General features: G+C 56.9%; 16 protein-coding genes. 8 read left to right on the forward strand and 8 right to left on the reverse strand.

Annotated elements, in window-relative coordinates; genetic code table 11:
- The first annotated feature begins 245 nt into the window (after positions 1-245).
- From alr to Q0915_RS11505, 5 genes are all read left to right on the forward strand, one after another.
- Positions 246-1,388, forward strand: coding sequence for an alanine racemase (gene alr, locus Q0915_RS11485; RefSeq protein ID WP_299471501.1), 1,143 nt, complete (start codon positions 246-248; stop codon positions 1,386-1,388).
- Positions 1,389-1,399: 11 nt separating this feature from the next.
- Positions 1,400-2,794, forward strand: coding sequence for a DNA repair protein RadA (gene radA, locus Q0915_RS11490; RefSeq protein WP_299471503.1), 1,395 nt, complete (start codon positions 1,400-1,402; stop codon positions 2,792-2,794).
- Between the two features lie 75 nt (positions 2,795-2,869).
- Positions 2,870-3,481 (forward strand): CvpA family protein, encoded by a 612-nt coding sequence (locus Q0915_RS11495; protein ID WP_299471505.1) that lies wholly within the window; start codon positions 2,870-2,872, stop codon positions 3,479-3,481.
- Positions 3,482-3,626: 145 nt separating this feature from the next.
- The gene (gene purF, locus Q0915_RS11500; RefSeq protein WP_299471507.1) at positions 3,627-5,099 is read left to right on the forward strand and encodes an amidophosphoribosyltransferase; all 1,473 of its coding nucleotides are present in this window, start codon (positions 3,627-3,629) and stop codon (positions 5,097-5,099) included.
- Between the two features lie 10 nt (positions 5,100-5,109).
- Entirely contained in the window at positions 5,110-5,838 is a 729-nt protein-coding gene (locus Q0915_RS11505; RefSeq protein ID WP_299471509.1) for an SDR family NAD(P)-dependent oxidoreductase, read from the forward strand.
- A 227-nt stretch (positions 5,839-6,065) separates the two neighbouring features.
- On the opposite strand, the gene Q0915_RS11510 is transcribed toward Q0915_RS11505, so the two are convergent.
- Complete coding sequence (locus tag Q0915_RS11510) at positions 6,066-6,380, reverse strand: hypothetical protein (RefSeq protein ID WP_299471511.1); 315 nt, start codon at positions 6,378-6,380, stop codon at positions 6,066-6,068.
- A 263-nt stretch (positions 6,381-6,643) separates the two neighbouring features.
- On the opposite strand from Q0915_RS11510, the gene Q0915_RS11515 reads away from it, so the two are divergent.
- A complete protein-coding gene (locus tag Q0915_RS11515) occupies positions 6,644-7,015 on the forward strand; it encodes a VOC family protein (RefSeq protein ID WP_299471513.1) in 372 nt (123 codons plus the stop codon).
- Between the two features lie 7 nt (positions 7,016-7,022).
- On the opposite strand, the gene Q0915_RS11520 is transcribed toward Q0915_RS11515, so the two are convergent.
- The 6 genes from Q0915_RS11520 to Q0915_RS11545 form a co-directional block, all read right to left on the reverse strand.
- A complete protein-coding gene (locus Q0915_RS11520; protein WP_299471515.1) occupies positions 7,023-7,823 on the reverse strand; it encodes an inositol monophosphatase family protein in 801 nt (266 codons plus the stop codon).
- Between the two features lie 85 nt (positions 7,824-7,908).
- Entirely contained in the window at positions 7,909-9,336 is a 1,428-nt protein-coding gene (gene der, locus Q0915_RS11525) for a ribosome biogenesis GTPase Der (RefSeq protein WP_299471517.1), read from the reverse strand.
- 151 nt (positions 9,337-9,487) lie between these two features.
- Entirely contained in the window at positions 9,488-10,840 is a 1,353-nt protein-coding gene (locus Q0915_RS11530) for a PQQ-binding-like beta-propeller repeat protein (protein ID WP_299471519.1), read from the reverse strand.
- A complete protein-coding gene (locus Q0915_RS11535) occupies positions 10,837-11,520 on the reverse strand; it encodes a tetratricopeptide repeat protein (RefSeq protein ID WP_299471521.1) in 684 nt (227 codons plus the stop codon). Before Q0915_RS11535 ends, Q0915_RS11530 begins: the two co-directional genes overlap by 4 nt.
- A 197-nt stretch (positions 11,521-11,717) precedes the next feature.
- The gene (locus Q0915_RS11540) at positions 11,718-12,296 is read right to left on the reverse strand and encodes an NnrU family protein (RefSeq protein WP_299471523.1); all 579 of its coding nucleotides are present in this window, start codon (positions 12,294-12,296) and stop codon (positions 11,718-11,720) included.
- A gap of 187 nt (positions 12,297-12,483) precedes the next feature.
- The gene (locus Q0915_RS11545; RefSeq protein WP_299471525.1) at positions 12,484-12,894 is read right to left on the reverse strand and encodes a Fur family transcriptional regulator; all 411 of its coding nucleotides are present in this window, start codon (positions 12,892-12,894) and stop codon (positions 12,484-12,486) included.
- 402 nt (positions 12,895-13,296) lie between these two features.
- On the opposite strand from Q0915_RS11545, the gene Q0915_RS11550 reads away from it, so the two are divergent.
- Both Q0915_RS11550 and pcaF read left to right on the forward strand, forming a co-directional pair.
- Complete coding sequence (locus Q0915_RS11550; protein ID WP_299471527.1) at positions 13,297-14,691, forward strand: mannose-1-phosphate guanylyltransferase/mannose-6-phosphate isomerase; 1,395 nt, start codon at positions 13,297-13,299, stop codon at positions 14,689-14,691.
- Between the two features lie 90 nt (positions 14,692-14,781).
- Positions 14,782-15,987: a 3-oxoadipyl-CoA thiolase gene (gene pcaF / locus Q0915_RS11555; protein ID WP_299471529.1), complete on the forward strand. Its 1,206-nt coding sequence runs from the start codon at positions 14,782-14,784 to the stop codon at positions 15,985-15,987.
- Here pcaF and Q0915_RS11560 read toward each other — a convergent pair.
- Positions 15,954-16,346 carry a hypothetical protein gene (locus Q0915_RS11560; RefSeq protein ID WP_299471531.1) on the reverse strand — a complete coding sequence of 131 codons (393 nt, stop codon included), beginning with the start codon at positions 16,344-16,346 and terminating at the stop codon, positions 15,954-15,956. The genes pcaF and Q0915_RS11560 overlap by 34 nt on opposite strands.
- Between the last annotated feature and the right edge of the window lie 195 nt (positions 16,347-16,541).

Below are 16,541 nucleotides of genomic sequence, written 5' to 3' on the forward strand. Positions count from 1 at the left end.
GCCGATGAGCAAATCTACGTCACCGTTGTCATATTGAAGTCGTGATCAAAACAACGAGCCAGGGCCGGGAGTTTTTGTTTCTGGCCACGTTGGCTCGACCTTATGGTGGAGCCACACCAATGTGATCGAGCCGCCTTGCCAGAAACAAAAAACTCTCCGGTCAAATGCTTCCAGCTAAACTTGAACCGCTCTAGACTGCGCAGCGATTCTATTGACGATACCGTTGCCGGAGCCCTGTCTGGACCATGCTTTTTGCTGCCGAAGATCCGTTTCACACCGATTTATATGGTGGCCGGTTGACAATCGACCTGGAGGCTATCGCCCAGAATTGGCGGTTCCTGAAAAGTAAGCTGACGGATAACACCGAATGCGCCGCGGCAGTAAAGGCGGATGCGTATGGGACGGGACAGGAGCCCTCTGGCCGGGCGCTCTTCGATGCAGGATGCCGAACCTTTTTTGTCGCCGTGCCGACGGAGGCAATTTCTCTCAGGCAAACGCTTCCCGATGCGACCATCTACGCCCTCAACGGGCTGTTGCCCGGAACGGCCGATCACTACCTGGAAAATGACATCCGCCCTGTTCTGGGTTCTTTGGTGGAAGTCCGGGATTGGATCAACCTGTGCAAGTCGGCGGGCCGGTCGTTTGATGCCGCGGTTCACGTCGATACGGGAATACACCGGTTGGGCCTCTCGCCGGATGAGTTTTCCGCCACATTGAGCGACGCCGATCTGATGGGACCTTTCGTTCCTTCGCTGCTTATGAGCCATCTGGCCTGCGGCTCGACCCCTGATCACGAAATGAACGGGCGTCAGCTCGAACTCTTTCGCGAGATAACGGCGCCCTACGCGCACATTAAGCGGTCGCTTGCGAATTCGGCGGGCGTTCTCATGGGTCATGAGTATCACTTCGATCTTGTGCGCCCTGGTATTTCTCTTTACGGCGGACAGGCGATTGAAACCGAAATAAATCCCATGAAACCCGTCGCCAAAGTCGAAGCGCGCATCATGATCGTGCGCAATGTTCCAGAAGGCGACACAATCGGGTACGGCGCGCGCCAGACCGCGAGACGCCATCTCAAAAACGCGGTCGTGGCCGCGGGATATGCGGACGGGATGCTCCGCAGCGCAAGTTCCTCCGACGACCGCGCCGGCGGGTTTGCAATGATCGAAGGTCACAAGGCACCGATCCTGGGTAGGATTTCGATGGACATGATCACTTTGGATGTCACCGATATTCCCGAAAACCTGGTCAAACGCGGTGCATTTGTGGAAATGCTCGGCCCCAATGTTGCAGCGGCCGATCTGGCGGCTTATGCCGAGACAATCGACTACGAATACCTGACAAGCCTGGGGCAACGCTTTCGCCGCGTATATGGCCCCCTCACCTGATAGGAGTATTCATGGCCAGGCGGTCCTCGTCATTTGTCTGCCAGTCATGTGGATCCGTCACCGCAAAGTGGGTCGGCCGCTGCGAGTCTTGCGGCGAGTGGAACACGATCGTCGAGGAGCAGACGGGCGGCGGCGTTGGTGGAGGACCCGGCCGAGCGCCGCGAAGCAAGGGCCGTGTTGTGCCTCTGGTGGGCCTATCCGGTGAATCCAAGGAAGCGCCCAGGATCCTGACAAAGGTCGCGGAACTGGATCGCGTGACCGGAGGAGGCTTCGTTCGCGGTTCCGCATTGCTTGTCGGCGGTGACCCGGGGATCGGCAAGTCGACGCTTCTGATCCAGGCAGCCGCCCAACTTGCGCGCCTTGGCCACAAGACAGTCTATATTTCCGGGGAAGAAGCGATTGGCCAGGTACGCCTGCGCGCAGAGCGCCTTGGCCTGACCGACGCACAGGTTGCCCTTGCCGCCGAAACGAGTGTCGAAGACATCCTTGCAACACTCGAAGCGGACAAACCGCCTGCAATGCTGATCCTTGATTCCGTCCAGACACTATGGACCGATCAGGTCGAGTCTCCGCCGGGTACCGTGACCCAGGTGCGCGCATCCGCCCAGGCCATGGTGCGCTACGCCAAAAAGAACGGTACAACGATGGTTCTCGTCGGGCATGTGACCAAGGACGGACAGATCGCGGGCCCCCGCGTCGTCGAACACATGGTCGATGCCGTGCTCTATTTCGAAGGGGACGGCGCGCACCAGTACCGGATCCTTCGGTCGGTGAAAAACCGGTTCGGTGCCACCGATGAGATCGGTGTCTTCGAGATGACCGGCAAGGGTCTTGTCGAAGTCTCAAATCCGTCTGCCCTTTTCCTGGGAGACCGGACGACAAGTACACCTGGCGCCGCGGTTTTCGCGGGGCTTGAAGGCTCGCGTCCCCTCCTCATCGAAATTCAGGCGCTCGTTGCCCAATCCTCGCTCGGTACACCAAGACGGGCGGTCATCGGCTGGGATGGTGCGCGGCTCTCAATGATCCTGGCGGTGCTCGAAGCCCGTTGCGGTGTCCGCTTCTCGCAGCATGATGTTTACCTGAATGTGGCCGGCGGCCTTAAAATCAACGAACCTGGTGCGGATCTTGCTGTTGCCGCGGCCCTGATATCCTCACTCAGCGGGCTTGCCCTTCCGGCCAATTGCGTCTATTTCGGCGAGGTCAGCCTGTCGGGTGCAATCCGGCCCGTGGCCCAGGCCCAGTCCAGGCTGAAGGAAGCTGAAAAGCTCGGCTTCGATCAGGCTATTTGTCCAGAGGGAAACCTCAAGGACGGTGCCGCATCATCGTTCAAGGCGACCGGCCTTTCGGAACTTGGGGACTTTGTCGCCAAACTCTCTACCGAGGCTAGTGCGTCAGGGGCCTCTTGAAGCAAGATGGCCATTGGATCGGAATAGAGATTTCAGCTCCGTTGTGAGCGCCAGACAGAGGGACTAATCAGGAACATGCCGATAACCATACTGGACGGACTGCTCTTGGCCATCATGTTCATTTCGGCGGTGCTTGCCATGATCCGCGGTTTTGTCAGGGAAGTGTTGTCGATTGTTTCCTGGGTGGCTGCGGCAGCGGCGGCGTTCCTGCTCTACGAACGGGTCTTGCCATACGCAAAACAATACATATCTCACGATCTGGTTGCGGCGGGCGCGTCGGCAGCCGCCGTGTTCCTCGTGACGCTCGTTATTGTCAGCTACATTACGATGCGGATCTCCGACTTCGTTCTGGACAGCAGGATCGGCGCACTCGACCGCACACTCGGTTTTGTGTTTGGTGCCGTGCGCGGGCTGCTGCTGGTCGTGGTCGCAATGATGTTCTTTAACTGGTTTGTCCAGACGGACCAGCAACCGGAATGGGTTCTCGATGCCAAATCAAGGCCTATCCTGCTGTCAATCGGCGAACGGCTGGTCGCCGTTTTGCCCGAAGATCCGGAAAAGGCGATCCTGGAAAGGATCAGGGACGCTGATCTGACCGGCGACGATGCAAGCGCGCCGTCGGAAGAGCCGGAATACAGCGATTCTGAGCGGCAAGGGCTTGAGCAATTGACGAGCGACAACAATTGACGCCGAAAACGGCGCAGACAGCGAAACGAAAATATCCCGCGTTCGCCTTGCCGCGTGCTGGATGACAATGCTGCTTTCGCACGAAAGCAGGACAATTCAATGTCCCGGGCCGGCTGCCCGCCGGCTGATAAAAGGAGTGTTCGCCATGGCTGGCGGAACGGAAGTGCACGAGCATCTTGACGTCGATGGCGACACGCTGCGCGAAGAATGCGGTGTGTTTGGAATTCTCGGACACGAGGATGCCAGCGCCCTTACCGCACTGGGCCTTCATGCCCTTCAGCATCGCGGTCAGGAGGCGGCAGGTATCGTCACCTTCGACAATGAGCAATTCCGCGCCGAACGCCATCTAGGACTTGTCGGCGACCATTTTTCCGATGCCGACACGATCGGGCGCCTGACTGGCCGCGCGGCAATCGGGCATGTGCGCTATTCAACGACAGGCGAGACAATTCTTCGGAACGTGCAGCCCCTATTCGCCGAGCTGGACGGCGGTGGCATCGCGGTCTGCCACAACGGCAATTTCACAAATGCGCTTACGCTCCGGCAACAGCTGATCCGTGACGGTGCGATCTGCCAATCGACATCCGACTCCGAAGTTGTGTTGCAGTTGGTGGCCCGCTCGCGCAAGAGCAAGATCGTTGAACGCTTCATCGAAGCAATCACGCAGATGGAGGGCGCTTATTCGCTGGTCGCCCTCACCTCCAAGAAGCTCATCGGTGCCCGTGATCCGCTCGGCATCCGCCCGCTGGTGCTCGGCGACCTGAACGGTGCACCGATCCTTGCTTCGGAGACATGCGCACTCGATATCATCGGTGCAAAGTTCATCCGTGAAGTCGAAAACGGCGAAGTGATCGTCTGCACATCCACGGGCATCCAGTCCTATTTTCCCTTCGGCAAACAAAAAGCGCGCCCCTGTATCTTCGAATACATCTATTTCTCGCGACCGGATTCGATTGTCGGCGGGCGCAGCGTTTATGACGTGCGCCGGGAAATGGGCAAGCAGCTCGCGCGCGAGACCGCTGTCGAAGCCGACGTCATCGTGCCGGTCCCCGACAGCGGTGTGCCGGCAGCGATCGGCTACAGCCAGGAAAGCGGCATTCCTTTTGAACTCGGCATTATCCGCAATCACTATGTCGGCCGGACATTCATCGAGCCGACACAGCAGATCCGAGCGCTCGGCGTGAAGATGAAACACTCGGCGAACCGGGCGCAGATCGAGGGTAAACGTGTCGTTCTTGTCGACGATAGCCTCGTGCGCGGCACGACTTCCGTGAAGATCGTCCAGATGATCCGGGAAGCAGGTGCAAGGGAAGTTCATTTCCGCCTCGCAAGTCCTCCCATCCGCTATTCCGACTATTACGGCATTGACACACCGGTTCGCGAAAAGCTGCTGGCGGCAAAATACAGCCTTGAGGAAATGCAGGCCTATATCGGAGCTGACAGCCTGGCGTTCCTCTCGGTGGACGGGATTTACAAGTCGATGGGCTACGACGGGCGTGATGATTCAGCACCGCAATTTACCGATCACTGTTTTACCGGTGACTACCCGACGCCCCTGACGGATCTTTCGGAAGACAACGACTTCGTCAGCGCACCGCGTCTCGTGGAGGTCGGTTAAGAGACTTAACATGACGAATGATTTTGAAGGCCGGGTTGCGCTGGTTACCGGCGCCTCCCGTGGCATAGGCTATCATCTGGCGAAGCGCCTGGGTGAACGCGGCGCTCACGTGATTGCACTGGCGCGTACCGTGGGTGGTCTTGAAGATCTTGATGATGAGATCAAGGCCGCAGGCGGCCAGACAACGCTCGTACCCGTCGATCTGACTGACTTCGACGCGCTGGATCGGCTCGGCGCTGCCATTTTCGAACGCTGGAAGAAGCTCGACATTCTCGTCGGCAATGCCGGTATGCTCGGAGTACTATCGCCGCTCGGTCACATCAGTCCCAAAGACTTCGAAAAGGTAATGGCTGTCAATGTAACTGCAAACTGGCGCCTGATCCGGTCGCTGGATCCGTTGTTGCGGCAGTCTGATGCAGGACGCGCGCTGTTTCTGACTGCGGTTCAGGCCCAGACGCGAACCGCATTCTGGGGTCTTCAATCCGTCAGCAAATCCGCGGTTGAAGCTATGACGAAAACCTGGGCGAACGAGAGCCTTCAAACGGCGATGAAAATCAATCTGGCGGACCCCGGTCCAACACGCACAGGTCTGCGCGCCAAGGCAATGCCAGGTGAAACCCCTGAGAACCTGCCGCATCCGGCGGAGATTGCCGATGAGCTTGTTGAGCTGGTCAAGGCCGACGTCTTCCGGACGGGTGAGCTCTTTGATCGCGTCAGTGGGGAATGGACTTTTGTGTGAACCTTTCAACGGGTTATGAAAAATAGCCGCCGGGTTCGCTTTCAAGGCTCCCGGGAGTTTGCTTATCTGCAATCGTTCCCGATATCTAAACCTTTTGACTTCTTCACCCAGGATGGCCCCTGCCGGACCATGTTTCCTGGTTGAATGGCGCCCTGTTTACAGCACCGCCGGTTCCGCGTGGGTTTCTGGTTAAGAAACCTGCTCCCGGACCCCGGAAGAAATCTGTCTTAGATTTCCTCCCAGTTCATGCTGATGGTCTCCACATGTGCCAGCGCAGAGTGTTCAAACCGGGCGAAGCTGTCAGACATACGGTCCGGTGCTGCTTCCGAAATGCCCATCAAGGCCATGCTTAGATCAAGATCCGAACCCTGGGTGGCCTGAACCTCGGGGCCAAGCATTGCAAGATCGCTCCAGCCGCTATGAGCCTTATCGGTCGCAAGACCCGTATCGCCATCCAGCTCTTCAAAATCAAAATCGAACGCACCATCGTTCGCGTCTTCGAAGTGATTGCTATCTGTTTCGTATGCTCTATCCAAATTCATGACAGTCTCCAATCAATACATAAATGTCCGCCGGAATAGCCCGGCGCCTTTCAAATGTGTGGATCGGATTTTTTTCAGAGAACCGTCATTCGCACAGGATCTTCATGCGAATTTACCGTCGATGCAAAAAAGGCGGCAGCGCTTTCGACCATGGCGCGCCTTCTAAACACCTTGTTCTTCCACCGTCCCGCGAACGTGGGACTTGTGTCAAAGGCAGGCATTTGAAAGCATGGACCTAACCCGCAACCTCAGGGAGAAACGTCATGAAACTCGGAGCATTTTCCATCAGTCTTTCGGTCCGTGACATCAAGAAGTCCAAAGCGTTTTACGAAGACCTCGGTTTTTCCGACATGGGCGGGTCCGGTGACGACGGCTGGCTCATCATGAAGAACGGCGAAACCGTCATCGGTCTCTTTCAGGGTATGTTTGAAAAGAACATGCTGACGTTCAATCCCGGATGGGATCAGAGCGCCAACAAGCTTGAAAAATTTCAAGATGTCAGGGAATTGCAGAAAGAACTCAAGGCAAAGGGGCACAAATTCGAAACAGAAGCCGATGAAACCTCAACCGGGCCGGCGAGTTTCGTGCTGATCGATCCTGACGGAAATCCTGTGCTTGTCGACCAGCACGTCTGACGTGTTGCTACTCGGCGGCTTCCAGCGGCGCAAAAGAACTGTCGGCGATTTCCTTGAGATCGGCAAAAACACCCGGTGCTCCAACGACGACACGCGCTCCATGATAAAGCGCATGGTTGACGTCCTGATCCATGACGAGGCCGCCAGCCTCTTTGATCAGCAACATTCCGGCGAGACAGTCCCACGCATTCATGTGCGATTCCACATAGCCGATCAGCCGCCCGGACGCCGCATATGCAAGCATAAGCCCTCCTGAGGCATTCCGGAAAAAGACACCGCCCTTGGATACCAGCGCGCCAACGACATTCACAGCATCGGTAATCGCTGTCCGGCCATTGAAGCCAACACCAACGGAACCGGAGGCAAGACTTTCGCTCGTGGAGGCCTTTATGGGTTTGCCGTCGAGGAATGCTCCCTGCCCTGCACCGGCGGTGAAGGTTTCACCTGCGACCGGATCGTGGATCACGCCGACGATAACCTGACCCTGATGGACACACGCAATGATAACGCACCATTGCGGGATACCGGTGACGAAATTGGCTGTTCCGTCAATCGGATCGGTCACCCAGGTATAGCCGGAAGACCCTTCTTCCATCCCGTGTTCTTCACCAAGAATGCTGTCGTCAGGATAAGATGCCGCAAGTTCTTTGCGAATGAGCGTTTCAACGTTCCTGTCGGCTTCCGAAACAAGATCCTGGTGTCCCTTCTGGGTAATCGTCAGCGTGTCGAGCTTCCGAAAATAGTCCAGACCGAGTTTGCCAGCCTTGATCGCAAGTTTCTCGGCAAATGCAAGCCGTTCGGAAATCATCAAATCACTCCTTCAAAACCAGACTGAGCAGTTTCATTGCTCGAATTGCCAAGCGCGCCGGTCGCGCAACTATTGGCGCCGAGGACTACTGGATTTTTCGTTTTTTCCTGGGGGCATAAGGGTTGTCCCCCTTTCGATAGGCAAGACGAATTGGCGTCCCATGGATGCCGAATGTCTCGCGCAGCGAGTTCACCAGATACCGCGAATAGCTTTCCGGCAATTGTTCCGGCCGGGAACAGAATACGACGAAATGCGGTGGCCGCGTTTTGGGTTGGGTCATGTAACGCAGCCTCACGCGGCGTCCGGACACGGCAGGCGGTGGGTGGTTGACCGTCACCCGGTCCAGCCAGCGGTTCAGTTTTGCCGTCGATACGTGTGCATTCCAAGCCTCATAGGCCTTGAACACACTTTCGACCAGACGGTTTACCCCCTGCCCTTGTATCCCGGACAGGGTCACGATCTGCACGCCTCTGATCTGATTGAAATAGCGTTCATTGGCGTCGCGGATCTTTTTCCAGGCAGCTTCCCGATCTTCGATCAGGTCCCATTTGTTTATCGCTATGACCAGCGCCCTGCCTTCCCGCGCGACGAGGTCAATGATCTGCAAGTCCTGTTTTTCGAACGACATTGTAGCGTCCAGCGTCACGACAACCACTTCGGCAAACTTGATCGCGCGCAGTGCGTCAGCAACAGACAGCTTTTCAAGTTTCTCCTGAACGCGCGCCTTCCTGCGGATCCCTGCCGTATCGAAAAGCTTGATGTGACGTTCGCGCCAGACCCAGTCGACGGAAATGGAGTCGCGCGTAATACCGGCTTCCGGTCCCGTCAACATACGGTCTTCGCCCAGCATCTTGTTGATCAGCGTCGATTTGCCCGCATTCGGTCTGCCGACGATTGCAACCCTCAGGGGCCGTTCCTTCGTCCCGGCCGGATCCTCTTCATCGATCAGTTCGCCGTCTTCGTCGACGTCGACATTTGTGATGGCTTCGTCGCGCTTTGCCTCTTCTTCTTCTGAAACCCGATCAACATGCGGTTTCAGGGCGTCGTAGAGGTCGGAAAGTCCTTCGCCGTGTTCGGCCGAAATCGCGATGGGATCGCCAAGACCCAGTGAATAGGATTCATAAAGACCGCTTTCCCCTGCACGGCCTTCGGCCTTGTTTGCAAGCAGGATAACCGGGCGTGTCGTCTTCCGCGCGACTTCCGCAAAATGAGCATCGAGCGGTGTGACACCGGCGCGTGCATCAATCAGAAAGAGGACGGCATCGGCTGTGTCGATCGCTTCTTCTGTCTGACGGCGCATTCTGCCTTCAAGAGAGCTCTTGTCCGCGTCTTCAAGTCCGGCCGTGTCGACAATCGTGAACCGCAAGTCACCCAGACGCGCCTCGCCTGGCCGCCTGTCCCGGGTGACGCCGGGCGTATCGTCGACAAGCGCCAGCCGTTTGCCGACAAGACGATTGAACAACGTGGACTTGCCGACATTCGGCCGTCCGATAATGGCGACAGTTGCGCCCACAGCAGTTACTCCTGACACGCGGGCTTCAGAAAGGTCCCAACCCCGAAATCCGCAAAACCTCTCCGCGCCGGTCTCGGCGGCAGGAAAGATGCACATGCATTTCACCGCACGGCTGAACGGGTCCGGTCGTTGCAACGGGACCCTTTGCAGCCTAGTTGAAAGCGGTGACCCCGTCTTTTCCACTCAAAACGATGACCCGGCCGCCAGCGACGATGGGCGTGACATATACGTCCGCATTGGTCCGCTGCGTGGTCATGATGTTTCCGCTCGTCGCGTCGACAATCGCTATTTGTCCGTCGCTAGAGAACGCCACAAGCGCACCATTGGCCAGTATCGGTCCGGCCCAATTCCGGCGGCGTTTTTTCTTTTCAGGCCTTGGAAGCGATGTAGCCCACAGCGTTTCGCCGTTCTTCAAATCAAGGGCTACCATGCGATCATCAAGATCGACCATGAAAAGGGCACTTCCGGAAACAACCGGCGTGTGAACGCTGCCGAGATCCTGCTCCCATCGCCGCAGACCCGTGCGCGCCTCTACGGCGACGGTTCTGCCCGCAACTCCGGTTGCATACACCATGTTCCCCGACACGACCGGGCTCGCGGACACATCTGCCAGGCCCGAAAGCGCCAATGTACGGAACCCCCTCGACACGCTGTCGATCCATTCGGCCTCGCCGGATTTCATGTCGATAGCCATGATCTCGCCGGAGGAAAACGGAACGATGACGCGATTGCCCGAAATCGCAGGATTGGCCACTGACAGCAACCCGGCCGTCTCTTCAATTCCAGCATATGTCCAGGCGACGGTGCCGTCGGTCTGGGAGAGCGCGTAAACCTCGTTTGATTGCGAAACAACGAAAACCTGACCGCCGCCTGCGACAGGCGCACCGCGCGCGGGCGTGTCCAAATCCGCGGTCCAAAGCACCTGCCCTGAACCGGCATCCATCGCAATCAATTGCCTGTAACTCGTTGCAGCATAAACAACGCCGCCGGCAACGGTTACACCGCCACCCGGACCAACGTCCCTCTCACCTTCGGGGCGGAGGTTTTGGGTCCAGACACGTCCCCCTGCTGTCGACAAGGCAACGACTTCGCCGTTGGGCTTATAGACGTAAATCTTGCTGCCATCACTTACAGGCCGTGCGGAAAGCCTCAGCCCCGAGGATGTCAGACCGCGCCCGGACGTTCCGACATTCGATCGCCAGGACGTTGTTCCGGAAATAGAAACCGCGACATTGCCGGGATCGTTTGAAAGTCCGCCGCCGCTCGTTGTCCAGGTCTGGCCACCGGTGGCGGGCCCTACATTGGCGGTCTGTCCGAGCGCTCTGGCAGTCGGATCAGCGCCATCGAAAACCGGCTGGCGCTCGCCAGGCAAAATCTTTTCCCTGGAAAACGGATTGACGGATTCGCCAAATTCGCTCACCGATCCGCAGCCGGTCAGGGCGAGAGACATTGCAAAGACACCAAGCAGGGTGTTCCTGCTGCGAAAACATGCCGCAAAATTCACTGATCGTTTCCTTCGCCGGCTGTCGCACTGTCACCGCTGCTGGCGCGGATCACATCGCGCAAAAGAGACGCGCGGTTAGACACGTCACCTGGCGTTTCCGGATCATTTTCAAGTGCGGAGATCCAGGTCTGAGCCGTTTCGTAATCACCGTTTTTCCAAGCACTTAATGCAAGAAGCTCACGTGCCGCGCCCCTGAAGGGCCCAGCATCGCCCGTCAATGACTCCACGCGGTCTGCGACGGCGGCATAATCTTCAAAATCAACCGCAATGTATCCAGCGCGCAAACTCGCCACGTTGCGCATGGCTTCCATCAGGCTGCTGTCACGGGAAAGCTGATCGAATGCCTCAAGCGCTTCCTGCGACTGACCCGAGTTTGCCATATCCGTCGCCATGCGCAGCTTCGCAAGCGCAGGATAACCACCAACCGAGCCTTCAAGATTGCCATAAAGCTCGGCTGCTTCCTGATACTGCCGGTTTTCGGACAATTCGACCGCGTCAAAAAAGATGTCGCCGGCTTCCTGAGACTGGACTTCCTGCCAGTAAAGCCAGGTGCGGTAGCCGATTGTTCCAATCACAATCAACACCGCAAAGGCGATTATCCAGAGACCAAACTTGTTCCAAAGCCGACGATACTTCTCCTGGCGAATGTCTTCATCGACTTCACGAAAAATGTCAGACATACGTGTCTTTTTCCTGCATTCGTCTTGCCGGTCCCTTACGGAACCGGACCACCACCCCGTTTTGAGTGGCGCACATTATCCATTTGATCCTTCTTGGGCAATTCCCTGAAGGGGCTTTAATCCCCCCTTCGTGGCGCAAGTGGGGCAATCCGTTCCAAATCGACAAAATCCCGGATGATTTTACCGCTACTTCCGCTCTATCCCACCGGCACACCGATGAGAAGGACATGGAGTTTCCACACGAACAGTCCGTAGAGCACGAGTCCGGCGAGAATCACCACGACATCGGAGTATTTTCCCGGCTCGCCGACGACCGGACCCTGCCCTGCTCCGGGCCCGCGTTTTTTAACCGATATGCGGTCAGCCACGGCCCAGAGGAAGAAACTGCTGAACAAGAGCACTGATGCGAGGTCGCCATTTGCAAGCAAATGCGACAACGCCCAAAGCTTGATCGCAACAAGCATCGGGTGTTTCAGCGCATTCTTAATCTTACTCGGAACGTATGCCGCGACCAGAAAAATGAATACCGGTACCATCAGCAGCATCGTAACGTGGTGAAGCCAGATTGGCGGATCGTAGACGAGCGGCGGGCCATTAAAGCGCGCTACACCGTAGCCATAGATGATCAGACCCAGGCCGACGGCCGACACAAGCGAGAACAAGCCCTTGTAAGGGTTTTCGCCGAGCCGCTCGATCAGACCGGCGCGCGTTGCCGGAAGCATCGGTACAATATGCATTCCAAAAAACAAGATAAGTCCGGCAATCAGCAAAGACATGCCGCTCTCCCTCAATCTGCCCATAACCGGCCCGGGAAACATCGCTTCGTCGGCGCCGCCAGCGGACCATAAGAGGCAGATGTGATGCCTGCAACAGGCATACGCCATCCGTTCAGGTGGAAAAGCGGATTGACCGCACGGCAATCAAATGCGGCTGACCAGGCAGCCCGCTCGCCGATACAACAGTTTACTGAGAGAGGTTTTTGCAATCCTTGCAGGTGCCACGCAGCTCAATCGTTGTTCTGGAAAGACTGAATTCCTGAGCTTTCGTCCATTCTTTCAACAATCGCATCACTTCATCGGGTGCGAACTCACGGACATCTCCGCATTTTTCGCAAATCGCGAATGCTGCCGTTCCATGGTCCGCACAGCCGGTATGCGCACATGCTACAAACGCGTTGAGGCTCTCCAACCTGTGGACCATTCCGTATTCGACCAGTTTGTCCAGCGCGCGATAGACCTGCAGCGGCGCCCGGAACCCGTTTTCACGCAGCAGATCGAGGATTGCGTAGGCTGTCAGCGGACCGCCTGCATCCGACAGCGACCCGAAGACGAGCGACTGGTTTTTAGTCAGATCGGGATGAGCATGCGCGGTCACTGTCAGTCTCCTGGTATCTTCGCCCCGGATCGAGATCTCGTATTTGCGAACCGGGTGTTATCCTTCTCACGAGTCCCCTGTCGTGGACAAGGCTGATGGGAAGCAGCTTCAGGAAAGCCACAACAAGAACCGGTAAAGACGATATATAGTCGTTCAGAACGGTATTGCCCGCCTTTTGACTGGATACCACTCCCGTGACGCCAGACGGAACCGCCGGTTTCAGTCCGGCGTCATGACAGATATGCAGGTAACGTGCAACAAAAGCTCACAGCGCGTCATCAGGATCATTGAACTGCGTCAATTCTCAGCTCAGACCGGACTTGAACCGGAGCTGTTAATCAATTCAACTTCAATGACGTATATATAGCGATCGGAATCTTGCTTGCATTCAGGACCACCTCCATGATCTTTCCCTGCATTTTATCCGGCGGCGTCGGCTCGAGGCTTTGGCCCCTTTCGCGCAAGGACAGGCCAAAGCAATTCCTGCCCTTGTTCGATGGTGAAAGCCTCTTTCAGAAAACGTGCAAGCGGGTCAACACCGACGGGTTCGCCGCGCCAATTGTTATCGGCAGCAATACGCACCGGTTTCAAATGGGCGAACAATTGTCTGATCTGGGCATTGCGGCGAACGCGATCCTGTTGGAACCGGTCGGCCGGAATACAGCGCCTCCCGCGCTGATCGCAGCGATCATCGCCGAAGAAAACGATCCTGACGCCTTGGTCCTGTTGCTGCCATCCGATCATCTCATTCGCAAGGAAGATGTCTTTCTCCAGAAAGTCCACGCGGCCGAAAGCACCGCCCGCGAGGGTTCAATCGTCACTTTCGGCATCACCCCGACGGAGCCAAATACCGGCTACGGCTATATCAAGGTGGCAGCGGGCGATGCACCGGTGCGTGCCGTCGAAGAATTCGTCGAAAAGCCAGACTACGAGAAAGCCGAGGGTTTTCTTCAAGATGGCAGTTACGTCTGGAACGCCGGTATCTTTCTTTATGCCGCCAGGACCATGATCGACGCCTTTCAAAAACACCAGCCCAAGCTTTATCAAGACGTGGTCGCCGTGATGCGAACCCGTCATAGTGATCTCGATTTTACCCGACTGGACCAGGACGCTTTTGCGAAGCTCGACAATATTTCCATCGACTACGCGATCATGGAAAAGGCGGACAATGTCTATTGTGCACCAGTGGCGCCCGAGTGGGACGACCTGGGGTCCTGGTCGGCAATCTGGACCGTCCTCGACAAGGATGACGAGGGGAATACAGGTCTGGGCGACACCCGATTCCTGGACAGCCGGAATTGTCTTGCTTATTCGCAGCAAAGTCTCGTTTCAGTCATCGGACTGGAAGATGTCATGGTGATTGCCACCAGCGACAGCGTTCTGGTTGCCCACAAGGACAGTGCGCAGGACGTCAAGCGCGTTGTCGAAGAGCTCAAGGAAGAAGGCCGAGACGAGGTCGACCGTCACACCCGCGCTTACAAACCCTGGGGGTATACGGAAAGAATAAGCGCAGGAGACCGGTTTGCAGTTCAATCCATGATGATCAAACCTGGAAAACAACTGAGCCTGCAAAGTCATCTCCACCGCACAGAGCACTGGGTGGTGGTTTCCGGCACGGTTGAAATCACCATTGATGGCCAAAAGAGCCTTCTGACGGAAAACCAGTCGGCCTACGTGCCGCTGGGTGCCCGCCACACGCTGCACAATCCAGGTAAGATCCCGGTTCGAATGATCGAGATCCAATCCGGGACCTATCTGGCTGAGGATGACATTCAGCGTCACCAGGACGGCACGTGAAACGGCCTACTGCACCCGCCTTGTTGCAATTGCAGGTGAAACCGGACAAGACCTAGGGACTGCCGATGTGGCGCTACCGGGGAAACGTCCATGCATCATGTATTTATCTGCGATTACGTGCGCACTCCTATAGGCCGCTACGGCGGCCGGCTCTCCGGCGTTCGAACGGACGATCTTGGAGCAATCCCCCTTGAAGCGCTGATCGAGCGCAATCAGGATGTCGACTGGACGCAGCTCGACGACGTCTTTTTCGGCTGCGCAAATCAGGCAGGAGAAGACAACCGCAATGTGGCCCGCATGTCCTCTCTGCTTGCCGGTCTTCCCGAAACAGTACCCGGTCTTACCCTCAACAGGCTGTGCGGTTCGGGCATGGACGCGGTGATGACCGCCGCGCGGGCAATCAAGTCCGGCGAAATGGATCTTGCGATTGCCGGTGGCGTCGAAAGCATGTCGCGTGCGCCTTTCGTCATGCCCAAAGCAGACACTGCTTTTTCGAGAAAAGCGGAGATTTTCGATACGACCATCGGCTGGCGTTTCATCAATCCTCTTCTCAAGCGGCAATACGGTGTGGATTCGATGCCGGAAACTGCTGAAAACGTCGCAGAAGATTTCTCGATTTCCCGGGCGGACCAGGATGCCTTTGCGCTGCGGAGCCAGCAAAAGGCGGAGGCGGCGCGAAAGGACGGGAGACTGGCGGAGGAAATCGTTCCCGTGATGATTCCGCAACGCAGGGGGGACCCGACCCTTGTCGACACCGACGAACATCCCCGTGCGGACACGAGCGTTGAAACGCTGGCGGCCCTGAAAGCACCTTTCCGCGAAAACGGCAGTGTGACCGCGGGCAATGCCTCCGGGGTCAATGATGGAGCCGCGGCTCTGTTGTTGGCATCCGAAACGGCAGTCGAAAAGTATGTCCTGAATCCGATCGCGCGGGTTGTCGGCGGTGCAACAGCCGGTGTTCCCCCACGCATCATGGGCATTGGTCCGGCGCCGGCAACACGTAAACTATGCGCGCGGATGGGACTGGCGTTGCCGGAGTTCGATATCATTGAACTGAATGAGGCGTTTGCTGCTCAGGCCATCGCCGTGATGCGAGATCTCGGGCTGCCGGAAGACAGTGAAACGCTCAATCCGAACGGCGGAGCCATAGCGCTTGGCCACCCGCTTGGAATGTCCGGTGCCCGCATCGTCGGGAGCGCCGCACTGGAATTAAAGAAACGCTCAGGCAGACTTGCACTTGCGACAATGTGTATTGGCGTCGGTCAGGGCATTGCCCTCGCACTGGCCGCTGCATGATAGCGCACAGCGACGGTGCGCTCTTTGTTCTCGGGTGTTTGAACCGGGTGAGACTGTGACCGCTTTTGCAGATCATCATTGAATTTGTCGAGCCGGTCGGCCAGACGCTCAAACACAAGAGACGGCATGCGCATCGCGGTGATGTAAAGCGTGACAAACTCATTCGTGGCCGCCTTCCAGCGGAAATCGCGCACCTCCCTGTACGCACCAGTTGCCAGAGTTTTCAACTCAACGGCATCTTCTACCATGGGACGAGCGAGCTGAACCGCCCGGTCCGGCCCGGTTGCAACCCAGACCGCCGCGAACACAGAAAAACACGCAAAAACAAGTATATGGATATTTCGCAACAAAAAACGCATTGCAACCCCAAGCATCAATTAAGACTTTATTAACTTTTTAACGTCGTAAAAGATGCACGCAGGAGACGCAACCGTCCCTATTCAGTTTTAAGTTGTATTTTCCGGATTAAGGTTAATCTGGAACCTGCCGCCCAAGACGCAAAAAGCGCGGGTGCCGATTTGCGGCTCCCGCGCTTTTCTGAGGTCTGAATACTT

Source organism: uncultured Roseibium sp. (genome assembly GCF_947494555.1).
Taxonomy (GTDB): domain Bacteria; phylum Pseudomonadota; class Alphaproteobacteria; order Rhizobiales; family Stappiaceae; genus Roseibium.